The organism is Stenotrophomonas veracruzanensis (genome assembly GCF_032911525.1).
GTDB classification, from domain to species: domain Bacteria; phylum Pseudomonadota; class Gammaproteobacteria; order Xanthomonadales; family Xanthomonadaceae; genus Stenotrophomonas; species Stenotrophomonas africana.
Window position 1 is genome coordinate 385,177 of record NZ_JAWJTI010000001.1, and the last position, 24,300, is coordinate 409,476.

A 24,300-nucleotide genomic window follows, 5' to 3' on the forward strand; every position below is an offset into this window, starting at 1 on the left:
GACTACATCAATTCTGCTTAGCGACCGGAATCCTGTCGCAGCAGGACCGGTTATAGGCCTTTGATCGTGTCTGTGATCACATCGCGGAGCCCCCGGTACAGATTCTGATACCGCCCCTTGGCGCAGGCTGCCAGCCTGCTGCCGACCGCACCTGGGCGGATATCAAGGGGACTTGCGATGGACAGCGACAACAGCCTCGACCGGGATGCCCGCCTCGGCAGGGATCACGTCGCCACGGTGGCACTGACGCTGCTGCTGGGGGGCAGCGTGATCGCTCTGGTCGGCCAGCACACCGCCGCGCAGGCGGGACCGGCCATCGTGCTGAGCCTGTTGTTGGCCGCGCTGGGCACCTTGCCCCTGCTGTGCTGTCTGCACGTCCTGAACCCGCTACTGCCCGTTGATGGCCTGCTGGGTCTGCTGCGCGCCGGATCGGGCAGGGCATCTGCCGGCCTGCTGGGTGGCATGTTGCTGCTGGAGCTGGTGGCGACCAGTGCCGGCGCGGCGCAATCCCTGGCCAGTCATCTGCGCGTGTTCCTGCTCCGCTGCGGCATCGATGCCGGCAACGCCATGCCGGATCAGCTGGCGGCGGTCTTCGGCCTGCTTCTGCTTGGCGTGGTCGGGTTGCTGCCGCCACGTCGTGTGGTATTGGCTGCCTGTGCGTTGCTCACGATGAAGATCGGCATCGGCCTGCTCCTGCTGGCCCTGGCGGCGCGTTACGTGCACTACGCATATTGGATTCCATGGTTGCCGGAAGCAACGGCGCCTTATCGTTTCGGACTGGGTGGAGTGCTGGCGGCGAGCGTACCGCTGCTCGGTGTGTTCGCCAGCGTTGGCCTTGCGCTGGGATTTCCCGGCATGGGCCGGCAGGAGAGGGCACGGACCATGCCGCTGCTGGCAGGGATGCTGCTGCTGGCGATGCTGCTGCTTATCGTGCTGGCCGCGTTGCAGGCAGGACTGGTGGAGTTCCCTGCATTGGCCAGTACGCGACCGTTGTCGGTGGCGCTGCAGCAGCACCCGCAGCTGCACTGGATGATGCCGTTGCTGCCACTGGCCGGTGCAGCAGGGCTGGCGGCGCTGCTGCTGGTAGTGATGAGGGTTGCCGCGCGCCTGGCGGCGCAGCTGTGGCCTGCGGCCAACCATGCGGTGGCAGGATTGCGGGCGCGACTGGCGTGGTGCGTGGTGGTGGTGTCGGCGGCGGTGCTGGCGCTGCTGCTGCCCGTTGGTACGCTGCCGGTGCTGCCTGGTCCGGCAACCCTGCTGGTGATGGCGGCCTTGTGCCTGACCGTGCTTCGCGTGCAGGCGCCACCCTCACGCGTCTTGTTGGTGCTTGCGCCCGTGGCTGCGGCACTGTGCGTGTTGGCCGCAGTGGAGCGCATGCGTGTCTGGCCGGGCTGATCGCCGTGCAACGGCCACAAAAAAGCCACCCTCGCGGGTGGCTTCTTCGTTGCCGGCGCGGCGACCACTCAGTGCGTGGTCGTTGCCGGGTTGCCCGCGTCCTGGGTCAGCAGGCGGTTCACGTCCTGCAGCTCGGCCACATCCAGCGCACCCAGCGACTGGCTCAGCAGCAGGCGGTTCTGCAGGAAGGTGTAACGGGCCTGGGCGTAGTCCAGCTGCGCCGAGAACAGGATGCGCTGGTTCTGGATCACGTCCAGCACGGTACGGGTACCGACTTCCAGCCCGACCTGCGAAGCATCGTAGGCGCTCTGTGCCGAGACTACCGCCAGGCGGCGCGCTTCCACTTCGCTGATGCCCTGCACCAGGGTCTGGTAGGCATTGCGGGTGTTGCGGTCCAGGGCACGCTTCTGCTGCTCGTAGCCGTCCTGGGCGATGTCACGCTGGGCCAACGCCTGACGCACGCCGGACTGGGTGGCACCGCCGGCGAAGATCGGCACGCTCAGGGTCAGGCCGATGCTGTTGGTGCGCGCATCCGGCGACAGCGAACCCGCGCCGGTGCTGTCACCCCAGGTCGCACTCTTGCCCCAGCTGCCGCCCAGCGACAGGGTCGGGTAATGACCGCCACGGGCAGCCTGCACCCCTGCCTCGGCGGCGCTGACCTTCAGCTCCTGCGCCTTCAGTGCCGGATTCTGGGTGGTGGCCTGGTGCACCAGCTCATCGATGTTGCCGCGGTTGGCCGGCACTTCCGGGCGGAAGTCGGCCGGCAGGCCGCGCAGGTTGACCACCGGCTGGCCGGTCAGCTCGGTCAGTGCCTGGTAGTTATCGGCCAGGGTGTTCTGCGCAACGATGGTGTTGGCGCGCGCCTGGTCGTACTGGGCGCGCGCTTCGTGCACGTCGGTGATCGGCGCCAGGCCCACTTCCAGGCGCTTGTCGGCGAAATCGAACTGCTTTTTCGCGGCCGCTTCGTTGGTCTGTGCGGCGTTCAGCGATTCGATCGCCACCAGCACGTTGAAGTAGGCCGCCGACGTGCGAACGATCAGGCTGTCGTTGGCCGAATCGAGGGTGAAATCCGCCGCCTTGCTCAGCTCGCGCTGCGAACGCAGGTTGTTGATCTGGGTCCAGTTGAACAGCGTCTGGCTGCCGTCGATCGTGTACGTGCGGCGCTTGTTGGTGAACGAGCCGGAGTTGGCCTCGGCGTTCGGCTCGCTGCGCGTGCGGTTCAGCGTGGCCTGGCCGTTGATCTGCGGCAGCAGGGCGGCGCGCGCCTGCACGGCACCTTCCTTGTCGACCAGCCGGGTCGATTCGGCGGCGGACAGCTGCGGATCGCCGTTGCGGGCCATTTCGTAGACCTGCAGCAGGTCGGCGGCATGGGCGGACAACGGCAGCAGGGCAGTGGCCAGCGCAACAGCGAGGGATCGGCGGATCATTGCGGCTTCCTTGGACTCAGAGGTGGAACTGGGGTGCCGGGGCGGCACCGCGCAGGTAATCAATATCGGTCTCGAACAGGGACTCGGTGCTGCCGTCGGCCTTGATCAGCAGGGCCTCCATCGCCGGCGAGCGGCCGTGGATCACGAACAGGCGTCCACCCGGACGCAGCCACGAGGCAAACTGTGACGGCACCACGTCGACCGCACCAGTGACACAGATCACGTCAAAGCGGCGTTCGGTCTGCCAGGACAGGGCGTCAGCCACTTCCACGCGGACGTTGGTGCCCAGGCCGGAAGCGTCCAGGCGGGCACGCGCGGCGGCGGCCAGCTCCGGGTCGATCTCCAGGCTCAGTACGTCGCGCGCCAGCGCGCCGATGCAGGCTGCCAGGAAGCCGCTGCCGGTGCCGACTTCCAGCACTTCGTCACCAGGCTGCAGATCCAGTGCCTGCAGGGTACGGCCCTCGATGACCGGCTTCATCATCTTCTGGCCATGGCCGATCGGCAGTTCGACATCGGCGTAGGCCAGTGCCCGGTGTGCATCGGCGACAAAGGCCTCGCGCGGCAGGCGGGCCAGGACGTCGAGCACCTTGATGTCCAGCACGTCCCAGGGACGGATCTGCTGTTCCACCATCAGTTCGCGGGCGTGGGCGTAATCAATCGTCATGAGGTTCAAATCCAGCGCAGTGGGCCGGCCATTTTACCGGTGCCGGAGGCCGGCGGCGCGCCCAGAGCATCAGCTGCCGGGTGGCCGGGGTCGCAGTGCCGGAAGTCATCGCGACCTCCGGTTCGTTCAGTTTTGGTTATTCTGCCGTCCCGGCCCCTCGCGGCGCATAAGCGCGCAGGAAAAAGTCGATGCTGGCGGTCACATGGGCAAGAGGGTCGCACTCCACCGGTGACAGTGGCATGCCGCACATCATATGCATGTGCACTTCGCCCTTGACCAGGGTCAGGAACTGCTCGCCAGCCAGCGAATAGTCGGTGATGTCCAGTTCGCCGCGCTCGGCGCGTGCCCGCAGGAAGTCAGCCAGGGCCTCGCAGGTGCGCTCCGGGCCTGCCTTCCAGAACAGCTCGCGCAGGCGTTCGTCGGTCTCCGGCGCCATCATCATGCGCTGGATCGAGATCGCCGCGTCGGAGGTGATCAGTTCGAAGAAGGCCAGTCCGATACCGATCAGCTGGTCGCGCAGCGGGCCGTCCGCGTCGGCCACGAACAGGGCATCGGGCAGCATTTCAATGCACTTTGACTGCACGGCCTCGGAGAACAGGGTCTCCTTGTCGCCGAAGTGGCTGTACACAGTCAGCTTCGAGACGCCCGCCTGAGCAGCGATGGTGTCCATGCTCACGCCGGTATAGCCCTGTTCGATGAACAGTGCCTTGGCTGCTTCAAGGATCGCCGCGCGCTTGCCGAGGTCCTTGGGACGCCCGGGTCCGGCGGCCTTGGCAGCGGGCTTGGCCGACGGCTTGCGGGAAGTGGGAGAACTCATCGCGACAATACTAGACCAAGCGGTTCGATATTTATACTATACCGGCCGGTTTATTAAATTGGGCCGGCAGTCGCGGCTCTCCCCTTAGTTGCAACCCTGCGTTTTCAGGACGTTGACCGATGAAGATCGTGCGCTGGATGGGCGGTATGGTGTGGGTGGCTGCGCTGGCAGCCTGTTCGGGACAGGAACAGGCGCCACAGGCGGCCGTGCCGGTACTGGTGGTTCACCCAGGCGAACAGGCCGGGCAGGCCCCGGCTGCGTTCCCGGGCACGGTACGTGCCCGGCAGGAAAGCCCGCTGTCGTTCCGTGTCGGTGGCAACCTGGTCAAGCGCCATGTCGATGCCGGGCAGCGGGTGAAGAAGGGCGACGTGCTGGCTGAGCTCGATGCAGCCGACTTCGCATTGCAGGCGCGCGCTTCGCAGGCGCAACTGGCCGCAGCTGAAGCCGATCTGGTGCGCGCCCGCGACGATCTCAAGCGCTACCAGGTGCTGGCCGACCAGCAACTGGTCAGCCGTTCGCAGCTGGACCAGCAGTCCGCCGCTTTCAAGGCGGCGCAGGGCCAGGCCAACGCCGCGCGCGCCAACCTCGATGTGCTGCGCAACCAGGCCGATTACGCGCAGCTGCGCGCACCGGCTGACGGCGTGATCGCCAGCCGCGAGGCCGAGGCCGGGCAGGTGGTGTCGGCCGGCCAGACCATCTTCAACCTGGCCGCCGACGGTGGCCGCGAAGTGCTGATCGACCTGCCCGAGGCCACCATCCGCGACTATGCGGTCGGCCAGCCGGTCGAGGTGGAGTTGTGGAACCGCCCGGGCCAGCGCCTGCCGGGCACGATCCGCGAGATCGCAGCCGCCGCCGATCCGCAGGCACGCACCTATGCCACCCGCGTCAGCCTGGCCGCCGATGCGCTAGCCGATGTCGAACTGGGCCAGAGCGCACGCGTCTACAGCAGCGCCGGCCGCCACGGCACCCTGCAGCTGCCGCTCGGCGCGCTGCAGCGCGGTGCCAACGGTGCCGCCAGCGTGTGGGTGGTCGATCCGGCCAACAGTACGCTGAAGGCTGCAGTGGTCACCACTGGGGCGTTTGGCAGCGAGACGGTACCGGTACTGTCAGGCGTGAACGCGGGTGACTGGGTGGTTGCTGCCGGCGGACACCTGCTGCGCGCCGGCCAGCCGGTGATCGCGGTGGATCGTCAGAACCGCCCGGTGCTGAAGCCGGCCACGCCGGCGGCTGCCGCCAAGGCCAAGGAGTAAGCCGGTGCGCCGCTTCAATCTTTCCGAGTGGGCGCTGTCCAACCGCCCGCTGGTGCTGTTCGCGATGCTCGCCTTCGCGCTGATCGGCGCCTGGTCGTACAAGCATCTGGGCCAATCCGAGGACCCGCCGTTCACCTTCAAGGCGATGGTGGTGCGCACGCTGTGGCCGGGCGCAACCGCCGAGCAGGTCTCGCGGCAGGTGACCGAGCCGCTCGAGAAGGCGTTGATGAACACCGGCGAGTACGAGTTCATCCGCTCGTACTCGCGGCCGGGCGAGTCGCAGATCATCTTCATGGCGCGCGACAGCCTGCGTTCCAAGCAGATCCCCGACCTCTGGTATCAGGTACGCAAGCGTGTGGGTGACATCCGGCCGACGCTGCCGCGAGAAATCGTCGGCCCGTTCTTCAATGACGAGTTCGGCGATACCTACGGCAACATCTATGCGTTGACCGGCAAGGGCTTCGACTACGCGGTGATGCGTGACTACGCCGACCGGATCCAGCTGGAACTGCAGCGCGTGCCCGACGTCGGCAAGATCGACCTGGTCGGCCTGCAGGACGAGAAGGTGTGGATCGAGCTGTCCAACACCCGCCTTGCCACGCTGGGTGTGTCGATGCAGCAGGTACAGCAGGCGCTGGCCGACCAGAATGCGATCACCGGCACCAGCTTCTTTGAAACCGCCACCGACCGCGTGCAGCTGCGCGTGACCGGCCAGTTCAACGATATCGAAGCGATCCGCCAGTTCCCGATCCGCGCCGGCGACCGCACCGTGCACCTGGGCGACATTGCCGAGGTCAAGCGCGGCTTCGCCGATCCGGCGTCGCCGAAGATGCGCTTCATGGGCGAAGAGGCAATCGGCCTGGCGGTGGCGATGAAGGATGGCGGTGACATCCTCAAGCTCGGCGCCAACCTCGATGCCGAGTTCGAACGCCTGCAGAAGACCCTGCCGGCCGGCATGCAGCTGCGCAAAGTGTCCGACCAGCCGCAGTCGGTGGAGGAGTCGGTCGGCGAGTTCGTGCAGGTGCTGACCGAAGCGGTGGTGATCGTGCTGCTGGTCAGCTTCTTCTCGCTCGGCCTGCGCACCGGCCTGGTGGTGGGCGTGACCATCCCGCTGGTGCTGGCGATGACCTTCTTCGTCATGCACTACTTCGACATCGGCCTGCACAAGATCTCGCTGGGTGCACTGGTGTTGGCGCTGGGCCTGTTGGTGGACGATGCGATCATCGCGGTGGAGATGATGGCCACCAAGATGGAGCAGGGTTACGACCGCCTGCGCGCGGCCAGTTTCGCCTGGGAGTCGACCGCGTTCCCGATGCTGACCGGTACGCTGATCACCGCGGCCGGCTTCCTGCCGATCGCTACCGCGGCATCGAGCACCGGTGAGTACACCCGCTCGCTGTTCCAGGTGGTGACCATCGCGCTGGTGGTGTCATGGATCGCGGCGGTGCTGTTCATCCCGTACCTGGGCGACAAGATGCTGCCGGACCTGTTCAATCCGCAGCCGCCGAAGCCGGGCAGCCTGTCCGCGCGCTGGCACGCCAAGCGCCAGCAGTGGGCCGACCGCTATCCGGCGCTGGCCAGCCTGATCGCGCCGCCGCAGCACGGGCACGACCATGACCCGTACCAGCGCCCGTTCTACCGCAGCTTCCGTCGCTTCCTCGATGGCTGCCTGCGCCACCGCTGGTGGGTGATCGCCGCGACCATCGCCCTGTTCGTGTTCTCGCTGGTGATGTTCCGCTTCGTGCCGCAGCAGTTCTTCCCGGATTCGACCCGGCCGGAACTGATGGTGGACATCGAGCTGGCCGAGGGCGCGTCGCTGCGCTCGACCCAGGCCCAGGTCGAAAAGCTGGAAAAGCTGTTGTCCAGCCGCGAAGGCATCGCCAACTACGTGTCCTACGTGGGCACCGGCTCTCCACGCTTCTACCTGCCGCTGGACCAGCAGCTGCCGGCCACCAACTTCGCCCAGTTCGTGGTGCTGGCCAAGGACATCAAATCGCGCGAAAGCACCCGTGACTGGCTGCTGCACGAGGTGATCCCGAAGTTCCCGGACGTGCAGATGCGCGTGACCCGCCTGGAGAACGGTCCGCCGGTCGGCTATCCGGTGCAGATGCGTATTTCCGGCGAGCACATCGAGAAGGTGCAGGCGATCGCGCGCCAGGTCGAAGCAAAGGTGCGCGAGAACCCGCACGTGATGAACGTCAACCTGGACTGGAGCGAGCCGAGCAAGGTAGTGCGGCTGGTGATCGACCAGGAGCGCGCCCGCGCGCTGGGCGTGAGCAGTGCCCAGGTCAGCCAGTTCCTGTCCAGTTCGCTGGCCGGGCAGTCGGTGAGCGTGTACCGCGAAGGCAACCGCCAGATCGAGATGCTGCTGCGCGGACCGGCCGATGAGCGCAACCAGCTGGAGCTGCTGTCCAGCCTGTCGATGCCGACCGCCAACGGCGGCAGCATCACGCTGTCGCAGGTGGCGACGATGGAGTATGGCTTCGAGGACGGCATCATCTGGCACCGCAACCGGTTGCCGACGGTGACCGTGCGTGCCGACATCAGTGATGGCATGCAGCCGCTGGACGTGGTGCATCAGATCCTGCCGACGCTGGATGGCATCCGTGCCGAGCTGCCGAACGGTTATCTGCTGGAAACCGGCGGTACCGTGGAGGATTCGGCCCGTGGCCAGAACTCGATCAAGGCCGGCATGCCGCTGTTCCTGGTGGTGGTGGCCACGCTGCTGATGCTGCAGCTGCGCAGCTTCTCGCGTGCGGCGATGGTGCTGGTGACCGCGCCGCTGGGCATCATCGGTGCGACGTTGTTCCTGCTGCTGTTCCGCGCGCCGTTCGGCTTCGTGGCACTGCTGGGTACGATCGCGCTGGCTGGCATGATCATGCGCAACTCGGTGATCCTGATCGACCAGATCCAGCAGGACATCGATGCCGGGCATGACCGCTGGCATTCGATCATCGATGCCACGGTGCGCCGATTCCGCCCGATCGTGCTGACCGCGCTGGCGGCGGTGCTGGCGATGATTCCGCTGTCGCGCAGCGCGTTCTATGGCTCGATGGCGATCTCGATCATGGGCGGCCTGATCGTGGGCACGGTGCTGACCCTGGTGTTCCTGCCGGCGCTGTACGCGGCGTGGTTCCGGGTCAAGCCGGACGAATCCGGGGCATAACGCCCCGGGTTCTACGGCCACCGCCTCTGGCAGGTGCCAACCTTGGTTGGCACTGCGCTTTGCATCCACGCATGGCGCGGAGTGATCTGCTCGCGGGACCTGCTTTCTGTAGAGCCGAGCCATGCTCGGCTGCTCTTCGCACGATGATGGAGTGAGTCGAGCATGGCTCGACTCTACAGAAGCATCCACGCATGGCGCGGATCTGCCGATGTGGTGGGTGCCAACCTTGGTTGGCACGGATGCATCCATCCACGCATGGCGTGGATCTACTGCAATTGCAGGCCCGTTCGCAGCACTGGCAGCAGCCACTCCAGAAATACCTGCACACGTTGCGCGCGGTGTTGCCGATGCGGCTGCAGCAGGGTCACCGGCAACGGCTGCGCCACGTACTGCGGCATCACCTCCACCAATGCGCCTGATTGCAGTTCGGCCTGCACGTCGTAGCGCGGAATCTGCAGCAGCCCCAACCCCGCCACGCAGCACGCGATCGACGCCTCGGCGCTGTTCACCCGCACCCAGCCGGGCATCGGCAGCGTGCGCAGCTGGCCGCCGTCCTGCCACTCCCACGGTTCCACCCGCGCCGTGGTCGGCGACGCATAGTTCACTGCGCGGTGCTGCTGCAGGTCGGCGGGATGCTGTGGCACGCCGTGCCCGCGCAGGTAGGCCGGCGCGGCAACGTTGACGAAGTCGAGCTTGCCCAGTGTGCGCGCCACCAGGCTGGAGTCACCCAGCTGGCCGACCCGCAGCACGGCATCGCAGCCGTCTTCGATCAGGTTCACTGCGCGGTCGGTCATGCCCAGGTCCACTTCCACCTGGGGATACTGCGCGAAGAACCCGGGCAGCGCCGGAGCGATGATGCGACGGCCGATGCGGCTGGGCACGTCGATCTTCAGCAGGCCCATCGGCTGCGCGTCGTCCTGGCGGAACAGCGTTTCGGCGTCCTCAACCTCGGCGATCAGGCGCAGGCAGCGGGCATGGAACACGTCGCCGTCGTGGGTAGTGGACACTCGTCGGGTCGAGCGCTGCAGCAGGCGGGTGCCGAGCCGCTGCTCCAGCTCCGCAATGGCTGCCGAGACGGTGGAGCGGGGCAGGCCGAGCTGGTCGGCGGCGCGGGTGAAGCTGGCGCACTCCACGACCCGGGTGAAGATGCGGAAGCGATCGATCCGGTCCATTGTTCGCTGGCTCTGGAAAGTTAAGTCAATGTGGCGGGCTTTATCCGCATTTTCTGCACGATATCGTCGTCAGGGCAGGGTTGCCACCCCGGGCAGCCCCCTTCCGAGACCGAGATCGAGGCCATGACCGACCATTCCCTCAAGGGCAAGACCGTGCTGATCGCCGGTGGCGCCAAGAACCTGGGCGGACTGATCGCCCGCGACTTCGCCAGCCAAGGCGCCAAAGCCATCGTCATCCACTACAACAGCGCCGCCACCCAAGCTGATGCAGAGGCGACCGTCGCCGACGTGCAGGCCGCCGGCAGCAAGGCGGTGGCCTTGCAGGGCGACCTGACCTCGGCCGCAGCGATGGAGCGCTTGTTCGCCAATGCCGTGGCCGCAGTCGGGCGTCCCGACATCGCCATCAATACGGTCGGCAAGGTATTGAAGAAGCCGCTGCTGGACATCAGCGAAGCGGAGTACGACGAGATGAGCGCAGTCAACGCCAAGGCCGCGTTCTTCTTCCTCAAGGAGGCGGGACGTCACGTCAACGACGGCGGCCGGATCTGCACCCTGGTCACCTCGCTGCTGGGTGCGTTCACGCCGTTCTACTCCAGCTACGCCGGCACCAAGGCCCCGGTCGAGCATTTCACCCGTGCGGCGTCGAAGGAGTTCGGTGAGCGCGGCATCTCTGTGACCGCGATCGGCCCCGGTCCAATGGACACGCCGTTCTTCTATCCGGCCGAGAGTGCCGACGCGCAGGCGTATCACAAGACGGCTGCGGCACTGTCGCCTTTCACCCGCACCGGCCTGACCGACATCGCCGACATCGTGCCGTGGATCCGCTTCCTGGTCACCGATGGCTGGTGGATGACCGGGCAGACGATTCTGGTCAACGGGGGCTATACCACCAAGTAGCGTCGAGGCCTCACCGATGGTTGATGCGCGGGCCGGGCATGTCACGGCGTCATCAGCCCGCATGCCGGCGCAGCGGCGGGCAGATATGCGCTGCGCCATGCAGGCACAATGACCGGCTGTTCCCGTGCCGGAGTGTCTGCCATGTTTCCCGTGTCCCCTCGCACATCGTTCCTGCTGCTGGCGCTGGCCAGCACGGCCACTGCGAGCGCGGCGGTCGGTGATTCCGACGGCGCCCGCTTCCAGCGCGATCTACAGGCCGTGCTGGAATGCCGGGCGAGTGCAGACACCGGCCAGCGCGTGGTCAGCACACTGCGCGCGGCCCGCTACGGCGATCCCGGCGACCGCCCGCTGCATCTGCGCGACTGGCATTTCGAGCAGCCGGGCGACAGTGGCGATGCCGGAACAACGGTCATCGACATGCCGGTACCACTGATCGTGCAGGGCGTACCCACCCAGCGCGTGTTCGCCGATGCCCAGGGATTCTCGATTCCTCTCGTTGCCGCAGAGCGAGAGCTGATTGTTGCCGACCATGGCCTGCACCTGCAGTCCAGCACACTGCGTGCGCCGTTCCAGGTCTGGTCGGCACGCCCGGTCGGTGGAAGCGTGTCGGCCCCGTCCATCAGCGTGAGCAGCGATGGCGAGGGCTATCGGTTGCGGTGCGCCGCACCGTCCGCTGTAACGCAGACAACACCGCCACCGCAGCGAGCGCCACGTGCCGATGCCCGTGATCTCATCGCGGCCCTTCAATGCCACGCCGACGAGGCTGCCCTGGGCCGTGTCGGGCGCCTGTTGCAGCAGGTGATCGAGCAACCGCAGAGCGAATGGCCGGCCGACGTGCGTGCAGTGTCCGCGCCCAGGCATGCAATCAATGGCACGGTGCTGCCGGTTTTCCAGATCGAGCTGGAGGCGCCGCTGCGGGTGCAGGGCATCGCCGCCGACCGCCTGCTGGCCGCCCCGGAGGGCCTGATCGCCGCGGATCTGGGGCGGACAGCCGTGGCCACGGTACTGCGCGGCGCCGGCCTGGAGGCCGTTGACGCCCAAGCGGGTGCGCAGGTCTGGCAGCGCGAAGCCTCGCGCAGCCCTCTGCCGTCGGGCAGTGTCCGCATCCGTGAGCGCGTGGTGGCGCGGACCGACGACGGCAGCGTGCTCAGCGGATGCAGCAGTTCGCAAATGCATACCGCCGCGGGTGATCCATGAAACCCGCAGCTCCCGCGCCGAGCCCGAAAGGGCGGGAGCTGCAGAAAGCGGGTGCCGGACGCCGCCCGGCACCCGCATGCCTCAGCCGAGCTTGGTCAGCACCGCGTCGGTGGCCACCGCGGTGCTCACTGCCGAGCCCTTGGCGGCCAGATCGGCAGTGAATATGCCTTCATCCAGCACTGCGTGGACCGCCGCTTCCACCGCCGCGGCTTCCGCTTCCAACCCCAGCGAATGGCGCAGCAGCATCGCCGCGCTGAAGATCGTCGCGTAGGGGTTGGCGATGCCCTTGCCGGCGATGTCCGGCGCCGAACCGTGGATCGGTTCGTAGATGCCGACCGCACCGGGTTCGCCCAGCGAGGCCGAGGGCAGCAGGCCAAGTGAGCCGGCCAGCATCGAGGCCTCATCGGTGAGGATGTCGCCGAACATGTTCTCGGTCACGATCACGTCGTACTCGCGCGGCTTGGCCAGCAGATGCATGGCCATCGAGTCGACCAGCTGGTGCTCCAGCGCCACGTCCGGGAACTCTTCGCGACCGATGCGTGCAGCTACGTCACGCCACAGGCGCGAGGTTTCCAGCACGTTGGCCTTGTCCACCGAAGTGACCTTGCCGCGGCGCTGTTGCGCCAGGCGGAAGGCGCTGCGCAGCACGCGTTCGATCTCGGCCACGGTGTAGCGGCACAGGTCACTGGCGCTGTCGGCGTCGCGGGTCTTGTCGCCGAAGTAGATGCCACCGGTCAGTTCGCGTACGACCACGAAGTCCACGCCCTGCAGCAGCTCGGCCTTGATCGGCGACGCGTGCAGCGCGGCCTCATGGGTACGCACCGGACGCAGGTTCGCATACAGGCCCAGCGCCTTGCGGATCGCCAGCAGGCCCTGTTCCGGGCGCACCTTGGCGTTCGGGTCGGACCACTTCGGGCCGCCGACCGCGCCCAGCAGTACGGCGTTGGCAGCCTGGCAGGCAGCCAGGGTGGAGGCGGGCAGCGGCTCGCCATGGCGGTCGATGGCGATGCCACCGATGTCGTGCTCGCTGAAGGTAAAGGTGTGGTTGAAGCGTTCGGCGACGACCTTCAGGACGGCGACTGCGGCGGCGGCGACTTCCGGGCCGATGCCATCACCGGGCAGGACAACGATTTCAGCGTGCATGCTCACTCTCGTAACGTTCGATTTCAGGGACACGGCCCAACAGATACCCCAACTGGTCGACACCTTCCAGCAGGCAGGTCTGCGAGAAGCCATCCAGCGGGAAGGAATAGACGCGGCCGTCGGGGGTGCGCAGTTCGCGCGTGGCCACGTCGATGGTCAGCTCGTCGTCAGGGCGCTGCATCAGCGCCTGCACGTCGGCTTCGTCCAGCACGATCGGCAGCAGGCCGTTCTTCAGCGAGTTGCCGCGGAAGATATCGGCGATCTCGCTGCTGACGATGGCGCGCAGTCCCAGGTCGGTCAGTGCCCACGGCGCATGCTCGCGCGAGGAACCGCAGCCGAAGTTGCGGCCCGCCAGCAGGATGCTGCGGCCGGCGTTGTGCGGCTGGTTGAAGGCGAAGTCGGCGACCGGCGAACCATCGGCCTGCCAGCGCCAGTCATTGAAGGCGTTGCGGCCCAGGCCGGCGCGCTCGGTGGTGGACAGGAACCGCGCCGGGATGATCTGGTCGGTGTCGATGTTGGTCTGGCGCAGCACCACGCTGGCCGAGGTCAGGGTACGGAAGCCGGCCATCACGCCACCTCCTGTGCGAACAGTTCGCGGGTATCGGCAACGTGCCCGTTCACCGCGGCCCACGCCGCGCTCATCGGCGAGGCCAGCAGCGTGCGTGAACCGGGGCCCTGGCGCCCCTCGAAATTGCGGTTGCTGGTACTCACGGCCAGCTGGCCGGGCGCGACCAGATCGCCGTTCATGGCGATACACATCGAGCAGCCCGGCTCGCGCCATTCGGCACCGGCCGCGCGCACGATCTCGTGGATGCCTTCGGCCTCGGCCTCGCGCTTGACGATCTCCGAGCCCGGTACCACCAGCATGCGTACCCGCTCGGCGACGCGACGGCCGCGCAGCACCTGCGCCACTTCGCGCATGTCGCTCAGGCGGCCATTGGTGCACGAACCGACGAACACCACGTCCACCGGCGTGCCCGCCAGCGCCCTGCCGGCCTGGAAGTGCATGTAGTCCAGGCCCTTCTGTGCGGCGGCATCGTTGGCCGCCGGAATCGGCGCATCCACTGCGATGGCGGTGCCCGGATGGGTACCCCAGGTCAGGGTCGGGCGGATATCAGCGGCGTCGATGTGCACTTCGCTGTCAAAGCGCGCGCCGTCATCGCTGCGCAGCTGCTGCCAGCGGGCCACGGCGGCGTCGAAGTCGGCGCCCTTGGGACCACGCGGGGTCGCGGCGACGAAGTCGAAGGTGACCTGGTCCGGCGCCACCATTCCGGCGCGTGCGCCGGCCTCGATCGACATGTTGCACAGGGTCATGCGCTGTTCCATGTCCATCGCTTCGATGGTGCTGCCACGGAACTCGATCACGTGGCCGGTGCCACCGTTGACGCCGATCACGCCGATGATGTGCAGGACCACATCCTTGGCGCCGACGCCCGGTGCCAGCGCGCCGTCAACGGTGATCGCGAACGTCTTCGCCTTGCGCTGCAGCAGGCACTGCGTGGCCAGCACGTGGCCGACTTCACTGGTGCCGATGCCGAACGCCAACGAGCCGAACGCACCATGGGTGGAGGTGTGGCTGTCGCCACAGACGATGGTCATGCCGGGTTGGGTAAAGCCCTGTTCCGGTGCGATCACGTGGACGATGCCGCGGTTGTCCGAGGCCATGTCGAACAGTTCGATGCCGTGCTCGGCGCAGTTGCGCGCCAGCGTGGCGACCTGCGCTTCGGAGGCGGCGCTGGCGTAAGGCAGCGTGCCGTCGGCACCGGCCGGCAGGGTCGGCGTGGAATGGTCCATCGTTGCCTTGGTCCGATCCGGGCGGCGCGGCTTCAGGCCGCGCTCGCGCAGTTCGGTGAACGCCTGCGGCGAGGTCACCTCGTGGATCAGGTGCAGGTCGATGTACAGCACGGCGGGGGCGCTGTCGGATTCGGGAACCACCACGTGGGCGTCCCACAGTTTGTCGTACAGGGTGCGGGGTGCGGAAGTCATGCGTATGCCTGGCAGAAGTACGAAATAGCGAACATCAGTAAAGAAAGCGGAACGGTCAAGTCAGCGACGGCGGGCGAGCACGCGCAGTCGCACGTAGTCGGCCAGTGGCTGGCCGGCGGCATTGCGCGGCAGCTCGGCCAGCAGCGCGCTGGCGGCTTCGCGCACGGTGGCGCGTGCCTCGGCCGGCAGGTCGTCCAGCAGCGGTGCGGCGAATACCCGCAGCCAGCCGGCCACGCCGGTCGGCAGCGCGGTTGGGCGCGGCGTGCACTCGATCAGCTGCACGTGGAAGCCATGCTGGCGCAGGCGGTCAGCATAGGCATCGGCCGTCGGGAAGTACCACTGGAAGGCGGTGGCGCCGTGGCCGTGGGCCACGCGTGCAGCCTGTACCGCCGCGATGATCGTGGCCACGTTGCCGTGGCCGCCGAACTCGGCGACGAAGCGGCCACCGGGGCGCAGCGCACGGCGCACGCCTTCCAGCACGCGGTCCGGGGTGACCATCCAATGCAGTGCCGCATTGCTGAACACCGCATCGAACTCAGCGTTGAAGGTCAGCGCGTGGCCATCCATCACCTGCGCATCGACGCCGCGCGCACGCGCGGCGATCACCAGTTCCGGCGACGCATCCACGCCGTGGATGCGTGCGCCGCTGAGCGCCAGCTCGGTGCTGAGTACGCCATCGCCACAGCCCAGGTCGAGGATGCGTTCACCGAAGCGCGGGTCGAGCAGGCGCGCTACCGCGCCGCCGAGCAGCGGCACGAAGCCGGCGTCGATCGCATAGTCCTGGGCGTTCCACTGCTGGCCAGCGGCGCTGGCCGGGCTGGGGGTGTCGAAGGCGCTCATGGCAGGTTCCTCAGGCGGTGGCAGGGGTGGGAACGTCGGTGCTGCTGTGGGCGGTAGCCTGGCGCTGGCGCAGCAGGCGGTTGGCAACATCCAGCCAGGCCAGTGCGGAGGCTTCGATGATGTCCTTGCTGGTGCCGGTGCCGTCGTACTCCACGCCTTCATGGCGCACGCTCAGGTTGGCTTCGCCACGCGCATCGGCACCGATGCCGACGCTGTGCACGTGGTAGCTGTCCAGCATCAGCTGCACGCCGGTGGCGGCCGACAGCGCGCCGAAAAGCGCATCGACCGGGCCGTCGCCCTGCGCGGTCTCGGCCACGCGGTTGCCGTCCGGGTCGGACAGTTCCACCAGCGCGTTGGCGCGGCTGCCGACATCGCTGATGGTCATCGAGGCCAGTCGATAACCCTGCGCATTGGAGCCGCCCTGCATCAGCGTCTGCAGGTCGGCATCGGTGACCACGCGCTGCTGTTCGCACAGGCCCTTGAACTGCTCGAACACCAGCTTCAGTTCGTCTTCGTCCAGCCAGAAGCCCAGTGCACGCAGGCGCGCTTCGACGGCAGCGCGGCCACTGTGGCGGCCCAGCACCATCTGCGAGTCTTCCCACCCCACGTCTTCCGGACGCATGATTTCGTAGGTGCCGCGGTGGCGCAGCATGCCGTGCTGGTGGATGCCCGATTCGTGGGCGAACGCATTGGCGCCGACGATGGCCTTGTTGCGCTGTACCGGCATGCCGACCAGGCGCTGCAGCAGCTGCGAGGTGCCCACGATGCGCGGGGTGTTGATCGAACTGTCCTGCTCGTAGAAGGCCTGGCGCACCTTCAGCACCATCGCGATCTCTTCCAGCGAACAGTTGCCGGCGCGCTCGCCGATGCCGTTGACGGTGCACTCGACCTGGCGCGCGCCGCCTTCGATGGCGGCCAGCGAATTGGCCACGGCCAGGCCCAGGTCGTTGTGGCAGTGCGCGCTGAAGATCACATTGGCGGCGTTCGGAACGTCGGCGACGCCGGCGATGACCTGCTGGAACATCGCGCGGATTTCTTCCGGCGTGGTGAAGCCGACGGTGTCGGGCAGGTTGATGGTGGTGGCGCCGGCGGCAATGGCCACGCGCGAGACTTCGATCAGGTAGTCCAGCTCGGTGCGGGTGGCATCCTCGGCCGAGAATTCGACATCGTCGATGTACGAGCGTGCCAGCGATACATGCTTGCGTACCGATTCCAGCACCTGCTCGCGGGTCATCCGCAGCTTGTGCTCACGGTGCAGCGGGCTGGTGGACAGGAACACGTGCAGGCGCGGGTTGGCGGCCGCTTCCAATGCACGTGCCGAGGTTTCGATATCGGCCTGCAGGCAGCGCGACAGCACCGCCAGGCTCAGGCTCGGGCGGCGCAGTTCGCGGCCGATCAGTGCCATCGCCTCGCGGTCGGACTGCGAGCTGGCCGGAAAGCCGGTCTCGATGATGTCCACGCCCAGTTCGTCCAGCGCACGCGCCATCACCAGCTTCTGCGGCGGGCTCATGCTGCAGCCGGGGGACTGCTCGCCGTCACGCAGGGTGGTGTCGAAGATGCGGATGCGCGGTGTGGTAATTCGTTCGATGGTGGTCACAGGGAAATCTCCTCGACAGCGGGTGCGACGGCTTGCAGGGGGGAAGGGGAAGAGGTGGGGGAAGCGGTGGCGCTGGCCTTGGCGGGCGAGCGCGGTGTTTCGCTGCGCCGTCGCCGCGGTTTGCGCGGCGGGCGCGGACGGATGTCGGTGAGCAGGCCGGCCAGGACACCGGCATCGATATTCCCGCCGGACACCACCGCGCACTTGCGGCGGCCGGCAACGCGGCGGCCTGCCGCCAGCGCCAACGCACCGGCGCCCTCGGCGATGATGTGTTCTTCCAGTGCCAGCCGCACCAGGGTTTCGCGCAGCTCGGCTTCGCGCACGATCACCACGTCGTCCAGCAGCGAGGTGCACAGGCGGCGGGTCAGGAAGCCGGGAATCTTCACCCGCACGCCGTCGGCCAGCGAGGCAACGGGAGCGATCTCGCGTACGTCACCGCGGATCGCACGTGCCATCGAATCAACGCCTTCCACCTGCGCGCCGACCACGCGCACGCCCTGTGATTTCAGTGCCAGTGCAACGCCGGAGGCCAGGCCACCGCCACCGATCGGCACGATCACCACGTCCGGCGCGTGCGCGGCCAGCTCGATGCCGACCGTGCCCTGGCCGGCAATCACATCGGCATCGTCGAACGCGGACAGGAAACGGTAGCCGTGGCGCTGCGCCAGTTCGACCGCGAACGCGTAGGCCTCATCGTAACTGTTGCCATGCTGGCGCACGGTGGCGCCCCAGTGAGCGACGCCGGCGATCTTGGTGGCCGGTGCGCCGTGCGGCATCACGGTGATGGCCGGCACATCCAGGCGATAGGCCGCCCACGCAACGCCCTGCGCATGGTTGCCGGCCGAGGCGCAGATCACCGGCCGGGTGTCACCGCGCTCGCGACCGGCCAGCAGCGCATTCAATGCGCCGCGTACCTTGTAGGAACCGGTGCGCTGCAGGTTTTCCAGCTTCAGCCAGGTACCGAAGCGTTCGGCATGGTGCAGTGGGGTGGGCGGCAGGAAGCGGCGCAGGCGGGCCTGTGCTGCCAGAACGTCGGCGACGCTTACGTCGCCGACATCGCTTTCCTGGCTGGCATCAGCGGCCGGCATGGGCCACCAGCGCGGTGCGGAAGACCGCCGCATGCGGGCACGGGCGACGAAGAAGACGCCTCCGTACCGGCACCGTGGTCGCTACGGTACGGGTGTTCATGGGGCTACTCCTTCCACGGCGGTGACCTGCACGGACACGCAGTCGTAGATCTTCTCGATCTGCCGGCACAGCGTTTCCGCCGGGCGCTGGCCGTCCACCACCAGCTGCAGGTGCCAGCGGCCATCGTCGGCGGCCACCGGTGCGCCGCTGATCGCACGCGGCGCAAAGCCACGGCGTTCGGCCATGCCGATCACGCGCAGCAGCGCGCCTTCGGCCGGGTGCAGCACCAGGTCAAGCCGGTATTGCATTGGGGGTCTCCTGGCGGGCATGGGCGGGGTTGCTTTCCAGCATCGTGCTGTTGGCGGTGTTCGGCGGCACCAGCGGCCACACGTTGGCGCGTGCATCGATGGCCACGTGCAGCAGTGCCGGGCCCGGTTCGGCCAGCAGCGCGGCCAGGCCGCCTTCCACGTCGTCGCGGTTGTCGATGCGGGTGGCCGCGATGCCGAACACCTGCGCCAGTGCCACGAAGTCCGGGTTGTCGGACAGGTCGATCTCGCTGTAGCGCTCGGCGAAGAACAGTTCCTGCCACTGCCGCACCATGCCCAGCGAACTGTTGTCCAGCAGCACGATCTTCACCGGCAGGCGGCAGCGGGCAATGGTCGCCAGCTCCTGCACGTTCATCATGAAGCTGCCGTCGCCGGACACCAGCACCACGGTGCGCTCCGGGCAGGCGAACTGCGCACCCATCGCCGCAGGCAGACCGAAGCCCATGGTGCCCAGCGCGCCACTGGTCAGGTGGTTGCGCGGGTGGTTGAAGCGGCAGTGCTGGGCCACCCACATCTGGTGCTGGCCGACATCGCAGGCGATCACCGCATCGGCCGGGGCCAGCTCGCTCAGTCGCTTCAGCAGCGCCGGGGCGTAGATGTGCTGGCCCGGTGCGTCGTAGCGGGCGGCGAAGCGATCGCGGTGCTGCGCACAGCGTTTGCGCCATGCATCCTGGTGGGCCTTGGGGGAGGGGAAGGCCGCACGCAGGGCGCGGATGGCGTGACCGACATTGCCGGGCACGGCGACGTCGGCACTGCGCAGCTTGGAGATCTCGTAGGCGTCCGCATCGATGTGGACGACGCGGGCGAATGGCGCGAACTCGGCCAGCTTGCCGGTGGCGCGGTCATCGAAACGCGCACCCAGCACCAGCAGCAGGTCGCTTTCCTGCACCGCCATGTTGGCTGCGCGGGTGCCGTGCATGCCCAGCATGCCCAGCGACTGCGGATGACTGGCCGGCAGTGCACCCAGCCCGCGCAGTGTCATCACCGTGGGGATGGCGCTGGCCTCGACGAAGTCGCGCAGGTCCTGCACGGCATCACCCAGCGCGATGCCACCACCGGCGTAGACCACCGGCTTCTCGGCCGCCGCCAGTGCGGCGATGGCCTCGGCGATGGTGGCCTCGGCCGGCGCCGGCGGCGGTTCGACACTGCTGGGCACATGCACCGGCAGATGGCTGGCATCGGCCAGCTGCACGTCCTTGGGCAGGTCGATCAGCACCGGGCCGGGACGGCCCTCGCGGGCGATGCGGAACGCATCGGCCACCACGCGCGGCAGGTCATCGACGCTGCGCACCAGCCAGCTGTGCTTGACGATCGGCATCGTCAGGCCGAATACATCCAGCTCCTGGAAGGCGTCGGTGCCCAGCAGCGGCGTGCCGACCTGGCCGGTGATGCAGACCATCGGTACCGAATCCAGCATCGCATCGGCAATGCCGGTGACCAGGTTCGAGGCGCCCGGGCCGGACGTGGCCACGCAGACGCCCACCTGGTTGCTGGCGCGGGCGAAACCATTGGCGGCCAGCGCCGCGCCCTGCTCATGGCGTACCAGGATGTGCTTCAGCGACGAATCCACCAGCGCGTCGTAGAACGGCATGATGGTGCCACCGGGATAGCCGAACAGCGTACGGACGCCTTCGGCTTCCAGCGCCTGGGTCAGCCAGCGCGCGCCGTTGGGCGGCGCGCTGCGATGTGTCGAAGAGTTCATGGGGGAACCTTGCAAAGCGGGTGGGGGAGGCCGCGTGGTTACGCGGCCTGTCCTTGCAACCAGACCATCTTGGCGCGCAGTTCCTTGCCCACCTTTTCGATCGGGTGCTCCAGGTCGGCCTGCTTGAACCTGTTGTAGTTCGGCAGGCCCGCTTCGTACTCGGCCACCCAGTTCTTGGTGAAGGTGCCGTCCTGGATGTCCTTCAGCACCTCCTTCATGCGTTCCTTGGTGCCGGCGTCGATCACGCGCGGGCCGCTGACGTAGTCGCCGTACTGCGCGGTCTCGGAGATGAACTCCAACATGCGCGAGATACCGCCTTCATAGAACAGGTCCACGATCAGCTTCAGTTCGTGCAGTACTTCGTAATAGGCGATCTCCGGCTGGTAGCCGGCTTCGACCAGGGTCTCGAATCCGGCCTGCACCAGCGCCGAAGCACCGCCGCACAGCACCGCCTGCTCGCCGAACAGATCGGTCTCGGTCTCTTCCTTGAAGGTGGTCTGGATCAGGTTGGCGCGGGCGCCGCCGAGGCCGGCGGCATAGGCCAGGGCGTACTCGGCCGCCTTGCCGCTCTTGTCCTGGTAGACCGCCCAGATGCACGGCACGCCACGGCCGATTTCATACTCGCGACGCACCAGCGCGCCCGGGCCCTTGGGCGCGACCAGCACGACATCGAGGTCCTCGCGCGGCCTGATCATGTCGAAGTGCACGTTCAGGCCGTGCGCGAACAACAGCACCGCACCCTGTTTCATGTTCGCAGCCAGCACGTCGTCGTAGAGCTTCTTCTGCACCATGTCCGGCGTCAGCACGGCAACCAGGTCCGCATCCTTCACCGCATCGGCCGGTGCTTTCACGGTGAAGCCATCGGCCTGTGCCTTGACTTCGGTCGGGCCACCCGGACGCAGGCCTACCACCACGTCGAAGCCGGATTCGCGCAGGTTCAGTGCGTGGGCGCGGCCCTGGCTGCCGTAGCCGATGACGGCGATCTTGGTCTGGGGCAGGTCGTTGGTGCTCATGGGGGAGGTTCCTTGCGGTGGGAAGAAAAAAGAACGGCCGGTCGTCGAGGTGACGTGCCGGCCGGTCAGGGGAAAGCGGTGGGGGAGGCGCCATGCGTCGCACAGGCACAGCCACTACGAGGTGTCGTGGTGGTGCTGGTCCAGGTTTTGAAGTTGGCGGTGTTCATGGTGGTTGCGTCTGAAACCAGGTCCTGAAATGAAAAAACCCGCACCTGGGCGGGTGCGGGTTTTGATGAGTTCCGGTGTGTTTGTTGCTTACACGCTGGCTCGTCCCGCACCTGTTGGTTGGGTAATAAGTACGAGCACAAGAATCGAACGCAGCGAGGCGGCGCCGGTGTGGGCGGCTTCGATGTGGGTTCGCGGTGGCGTGTTGTGATGCAACATGTGATCGAGAGAAACATAGCCGTTTCGGCGATGTCAACCCTCGCGACGGATTTTTTATCGGTTTCCAGTGCGTCCAGCGCAATCGCTTGCGGCACAAGGATGGTTGCCGCTGAAAGTGTTTCAGTGAACCCGAATTCACTCCTTTCAGAGCCGTTTTTGCGCGGAATCCGGCGGATTTTCGCCCCCAGGATCGACGTCCATGACCTCTGCCCGATGCCGCGTGAAGGCCGTAGCGGCGAAGATCGGGGAACCACCCTTCCATCGGAACCCGACCGTGTCCCGACGCCTTGCCCGTTCCCTGCTCGCCGCCGCCGTGCTGGCTGCCGTGCCCGCGTTGTCCTTTGCCGCCGACCGCATTACCGGCCACACCTTCGCCACCCGTTCGGAGGTGATCGCCCCCCATGCGATGGCCGCCACCTCGCAGCCGCTGGCCACCCAGATCGCGCTGGACGTGATGAAGGGCGGTGGCTCGGCGGTGGATGCCGCCATCGCGGCCAACGCAGCGCTGGGCCTGATGGAGCCCACCGGCAACGGCATCGGCGGCGACCTGTTCGCCATCGTCTGGGACCCGAAGACGCAGAAGCTCTATGGCTACAACGGCTCGGGGCGCTCGCCGAAGTCGCTCACCCTGGCCGAGTTCCAGCGCCGTGGCCTGAAGGACATCCCGGCCACCGGCCCGCTGCCGGTGTCGGTACCTGGCGCGGTCGACGGCTGGTTCGCACTGCACGACCGCTTCGGTCGCAAGCCGATGGCCGATAACCTGGCGCCGGCCATCCGCTACGCCCGCGAGGGCCACCCGGTGGCTGAAGTGATCGCCTACTACTGGGACCGCTCGGTACCCAAGCTGTCGCAGTACCCGGGCTTCAAGGAGCAGTTCACGATCAACGGCCACGCCCCGCGCAAGGGCGAGATGTGGAAGAACCCGAACCTGGCCAGCACGCTGCAGAAGATCGCCGATGGCGGACGCGACGCCTTCTACAAGGGTGACATCGCCCGCACCATCGGCGACTACTTCAAGGCCAACGGTGGCTACCTGAGCTACCAGGACATGGCCGATCACCATGGCGAATGGGTCGAACCGGTCAGCAGCAACTACCGTGGCTACGACGTGTGGGAACTGCCGCCGAACAGCCAAGGCATTGCCGCGCTGCAGATCCTCAACGTGCTGGAAGGCTACGACTTCTCGAAGATCCCGTTTGGTTCACCGGAGCATGTGCACCTGTTCGTTGAAGCGAAGAAGCTGGCCTTCGCCGACCGTGCACGCTTCTACGCCGACATGGCGTTCCAGCCGGCACCGGTGCAGAAGCTGATCTCCAAGGAATACGCCGCGCAGCGCCGCGCGCTGATCTCGATGGAAAAGGCGTTGAAGGAAGTGCAGCCGGGCACGCCGAAGCAGCTGGAGGAGGGCGACACGATCTACATGACCGTGGCCGACGCCGACGGCATGATGGTCTCGCTGATCCAGTCCAACTACCGTGGCATGGGCAGCGGCATGGCACCACCCGGTCTGGGTTTCATCCTGCAGGACCGCGGCGAGATGTTCGTGCTGCAGAAGAACCATCCCAACGGCTACGCGCCGGGCAAGCGCCCCTTCCAGACCATCATTCCGGCCTTCATCACCAAGGGCGGCAAGCCGTATGCCAGCTTCGGCGTGATGGGCGGCGCGATGCAGCCGCAGGGCCACGCGCAGATCGTGATGAACCTGGTGGACTTCGGCATGAACCTGCAGGAAGCCGGTGATGCACCGCGCATCCAGCACGAAGGCTCGACTGAACCGACGGGTCAGGCCACGGCGATGACCGATGGTGGTGAAGTGAATCTGGAAACCGGCTTCCCGTACGAGACGGTGCGTGCGCTGATGCGCAAGGGGCATCGCATCGTGTTCGCCGACGGTCCGTATGGTGGGTACCAGGCGATCATGCGCGATCCCGAGACCGGGGTTTACTACGGCGCTTCGGAGAGCCGCAAGGACGGGCAGGCGGCGGGGTACTGAGGTTTCCCGGCCACCGGGCTGAGCCCCCTCTGCGGTGATGGTTCAGCGATGCTTGGCTTGGCCGGGCGGGTGGATTGTCTGGGGGACGCCGCAAGTACGTCCTTGTAGGCTTGGCAGCCGCTTGCTCGTGTGCGCTGTCCTGCGCACCCGGCAAGACCGGGGTTGGGCGTCCTGCCCAACCCGCCCGAGGCATGCCTCGGGCC

At 67.2% G+C, this 24,300-nt stretch carries 19 protein-coding genes; 6 read left to right on the forward strand and 13 right to left on the reverse strand.

The window, feature by feature from the left end; all coding sequences use genetic code 11:
- Window positions 1-177 precede the first annotated feature (177 nt).
- Window positions 178-1,395, forward strand: a complete 1,218-nt coding sequence (locus R1H25_RS01735; protein WP_317222444.1) for an amino acid transporter — start codon at window positions 178-180, stop codon at window positions 1,393-1,395.
- A gap of 68 nt (window positions 1,396-1,463) precedes the next feature.
- Here R1H25_RS01735 and R1H25_RS01740 read toward each other — a convergent pair whose 3' ends face one another.
- The 3 genes from R1H25_RS01740 to R1H25_RS01750 form a co-directional block, all read right to left on the reverse strand.
- The gene (locus tag R1H25_RS01740) at window positions 1,464-2,822 is read right to left on the reverse strand and encodes a TolC family outer membrane protein (RefSeq protein ID WP_317222445.1); all 1,359 of its coding nucleotides are present in this window, start codon (window positions 2,820-2,822) and stop codon (window positions 1,464-1,466) included.
- Between the two features lie 16 nt (window positions 2,823-2,838).
- A complete protein-coding gene (locus tag R1H25_RS01745) occupies window positions 2,839-3,486 on the reverse strand; it encodes a protein-L-isoaspartate O-methyltransferase (protein ID WP_057500343.1) in 648 nt (215 codons plus the stop codon).
- 136 nt (window positions 3,487-3,622) lie between these two features.
- On the reverse strand, window positions 3,623-4,303 hold the full coding sequence (locus tag R1H25_RS01750) for a TetR/AcrR family transcriptional regulator (RefSeq protein WP_043400176.1): 681 nt from the start codon (window positions 4,301-4,303) through the stop codon (window positions 3,623-3,625).
- A gap of 119 nt (window positions 4,304-4,422) precedes the next feature.
- On the opposite strand from R1H25_RS01750, the gene R1H25_RS01755 reads away from it, so the two are divergent.
- Complete coding sequence (locus R1H25_RS01755) at window positions 4,423-5,553, forward strand: efflux RND transporter periplasmic adaptor subunit (protein WP_317222446.1); 1,131 nt, start codon at window positions 4,423-4,425, stop codon at window positions 5,551-5,553.
- Window positions 5,554-5,557: 4 nt separating this feature from the next.
- A complete protein-coding gene (locus R1H25_RS01760; RefSeq protein ID WP_317222448.1) occupies window positions 5,558-8,719 on the forward strand; it encodes an efflux RND transporter permease subunit in 3,162 nt (1,053 codons plus the stop codon).
- A 266-nt stretch (window positions 8,720-8,985) separates the two neighbouring features.
- On the opposite strand, the gene R1H25_RS01765 is transcribed toward R1H25_RS01760, so the two are convergent.
- Complete coding sequence (locus tag R1H25_RS01765; protein WP_317222449.1) at window positions 8,986-9,891, reverse strand: LysR family transcriptional regulator; 906 nt, start codon at window positions 9,889-9,891, stop codon at window positions 8,986-8,988.
- A gap of 123 nt (window positions 9,892-10,014) precedes the next feature.
- Here R1H25_RS01765 and R1H25_RS01770 point away from each other — a divergent pair, with 123 nt between their 5' ends.
- Together R1H25_RS01770 and R1H25_RS01775 are read left to right on the forward strand one after the other, a co-directional pair.
- Entirely contained in the window at window positions 10,015-10,788 is a 774-nt protein-coding gene (locus R1H25_RS01770; RefSeq protein WP_317222451.1) for an SDR family oxidoreductase, read from the forward strand.
- Window positions 10,789-10,929: 141 nt separating this feature from the next.
- Window positions 10,930-11,985 carry a hypothetical protein gene (locus R1H25_RS01775; protein WP_317222452.1) on the forward strand — a complete coding sequence of 352 codons (1,056 nt, stop codon included), beginning with the start codon at window positions 10,930-10,932 and terminating at the stop codon, window positions 11,983-11,985.
- Between the two features lie 81 nt (window positions 11,986-12,066).
- On the opposite strand, the gene leuB is transcribed toward R1H25_RS01775, so the two are convergent.
- From leuB to ilvC, 9 genes are all read right to left on the reverse strand, one after another.
- Window positions 12,067-13,128: a 3-isopropylmalate dehydrogenase gene (gene leuB / locus R1H25_RS01780; protein ID WP_317222454.1), complete on the reverse strand. Its 1,062-nt coding sequence runs from the start codon at window positions 13,126-13,128 to the stop codon at window positions 12,067-12,069.
- Window positions 13,118-13,696, reverse strand: coding sequence for a 3-isopropylmalate dehydratase small subunit (gene leuD / locus R1H25_RS01785; protein WP_065200767.1), 579 nt, complete (start codon window positions 13,694-13,696; stop codon window positions 13,118-13,120). The genes leuB and leuD overlap by 11 nt, the downstream gene beginning before the upstream one ends.
- Window positions 13,696-15,114, reverse strand: a complete 1,419-nt coding sequence (gene leuC / locus R1H25_RS01790) for a 3-isopropylmalate dehydratase large subunit (RefSeq protein WP_317222455.1) — start codon at window positions 15,112-15,114, stop codon at window positions 13,696-13,698. Before leuC ends, leuD begins: the two co-directional genes overlap by 1 nt.
- A 60-nt stretch (window positions 15,115-15,174) precedes the next feature.
- Window positions 15,175-15,954 (reverse strand): methyltransferase domain-containing protein, encoded by a 780-nt coding sequence (locus tag R1H25_RS01795; protein ID WP_317222456.1) that lies wholly within the window; start codon window positions 15,952-15,954, stop codon window positions 15,175-15,177.
- A 10-nt stretch (window positions 15,955-15,964) separates the two neighbouring features.
- On the reverse strand, window positions 15,965-17,551 hold the full coding sequence (locus tag R1H25_RS01800) for a 2-isopropylmalate synthase (RefSeq protein WP_049445552.1): 1,587 nt from the start codon (window positions 17,549-17,551) through the stop codon (window positions 15,965-15,967).
- Complete coding sequence (locus R1H25_RS01805; protein WP_057500352.1) at window positions 17,548-18,639, reverse strand: threonine dehydratase; 1,092 nt, start codon at window positions 18,637-18,639, stop codon at window positions 17,548-17,550. The genes R1H25_RS01800 and R1H25_RS01805 overlap by 4 nt, the downstream gene beginning before the upstream one ends.
- 96 nt (window positions 18,640-18,735) lie before the next feature.
- Window positions 18,736-18,987, reverse strand: coding sequence for an ACT domain-containing protein (locus R1H25_RS01810; RefSeq protein WP_049445555.1), 252 nt, complete (start codon window positions 18,985-18,987; stop codon window positions 18,736-18,738).
- Window positions 18,971-20,707 carry an acetolactate synthase 2 catalytic subunit gene (ilvG, locus tag R1H25_RS01815; RefSeq protein ID WP_317222459.1) on the reverse strand — a complete coding sequence of 579 codons (1,737 nt, stop codon included), beginning with the start codon at window positions 20,705-20,707 and terminating at the stop codon, window positions 18,971-18,973. Before ilvG ends, R1H25_RS01810 begins: the two co-directional genes overlap by 17 nt.
- A 38-nt stretch (window positions 20,708-20,745) precedes the next feature.
- A complete protein-coding gene (gene ilvC, locus R1H25_RS01820) occupies window positions 20,746-21,720 on the reverse strand; it encodes a ketol-acid reductoisomerase (protein WP_049445558.1) in 975 nt (324 codons plus the stop codon).
- A gap of 658 nt (window positions 21,721-22,378) precedes the next feature.
- Between ilvC and ggt the strand changes: the two genes are divergently transcribed.
- The gene (ggt, locus tag R1H25_RS01825) at window positions 22,379-24,097 is read left to right on the forward strand and encodes a gamma-glutamyltransferase (RefSeq protein ID WP_049445562.1); all 1,719 of its coding nucleotides are present in this window, start codon (window positions 22,379-22,381) and stop codon (window positions 24,095-24,097) included.
- Window positions 24,098-24,300 lie beyond the last annotated feature (203 nt).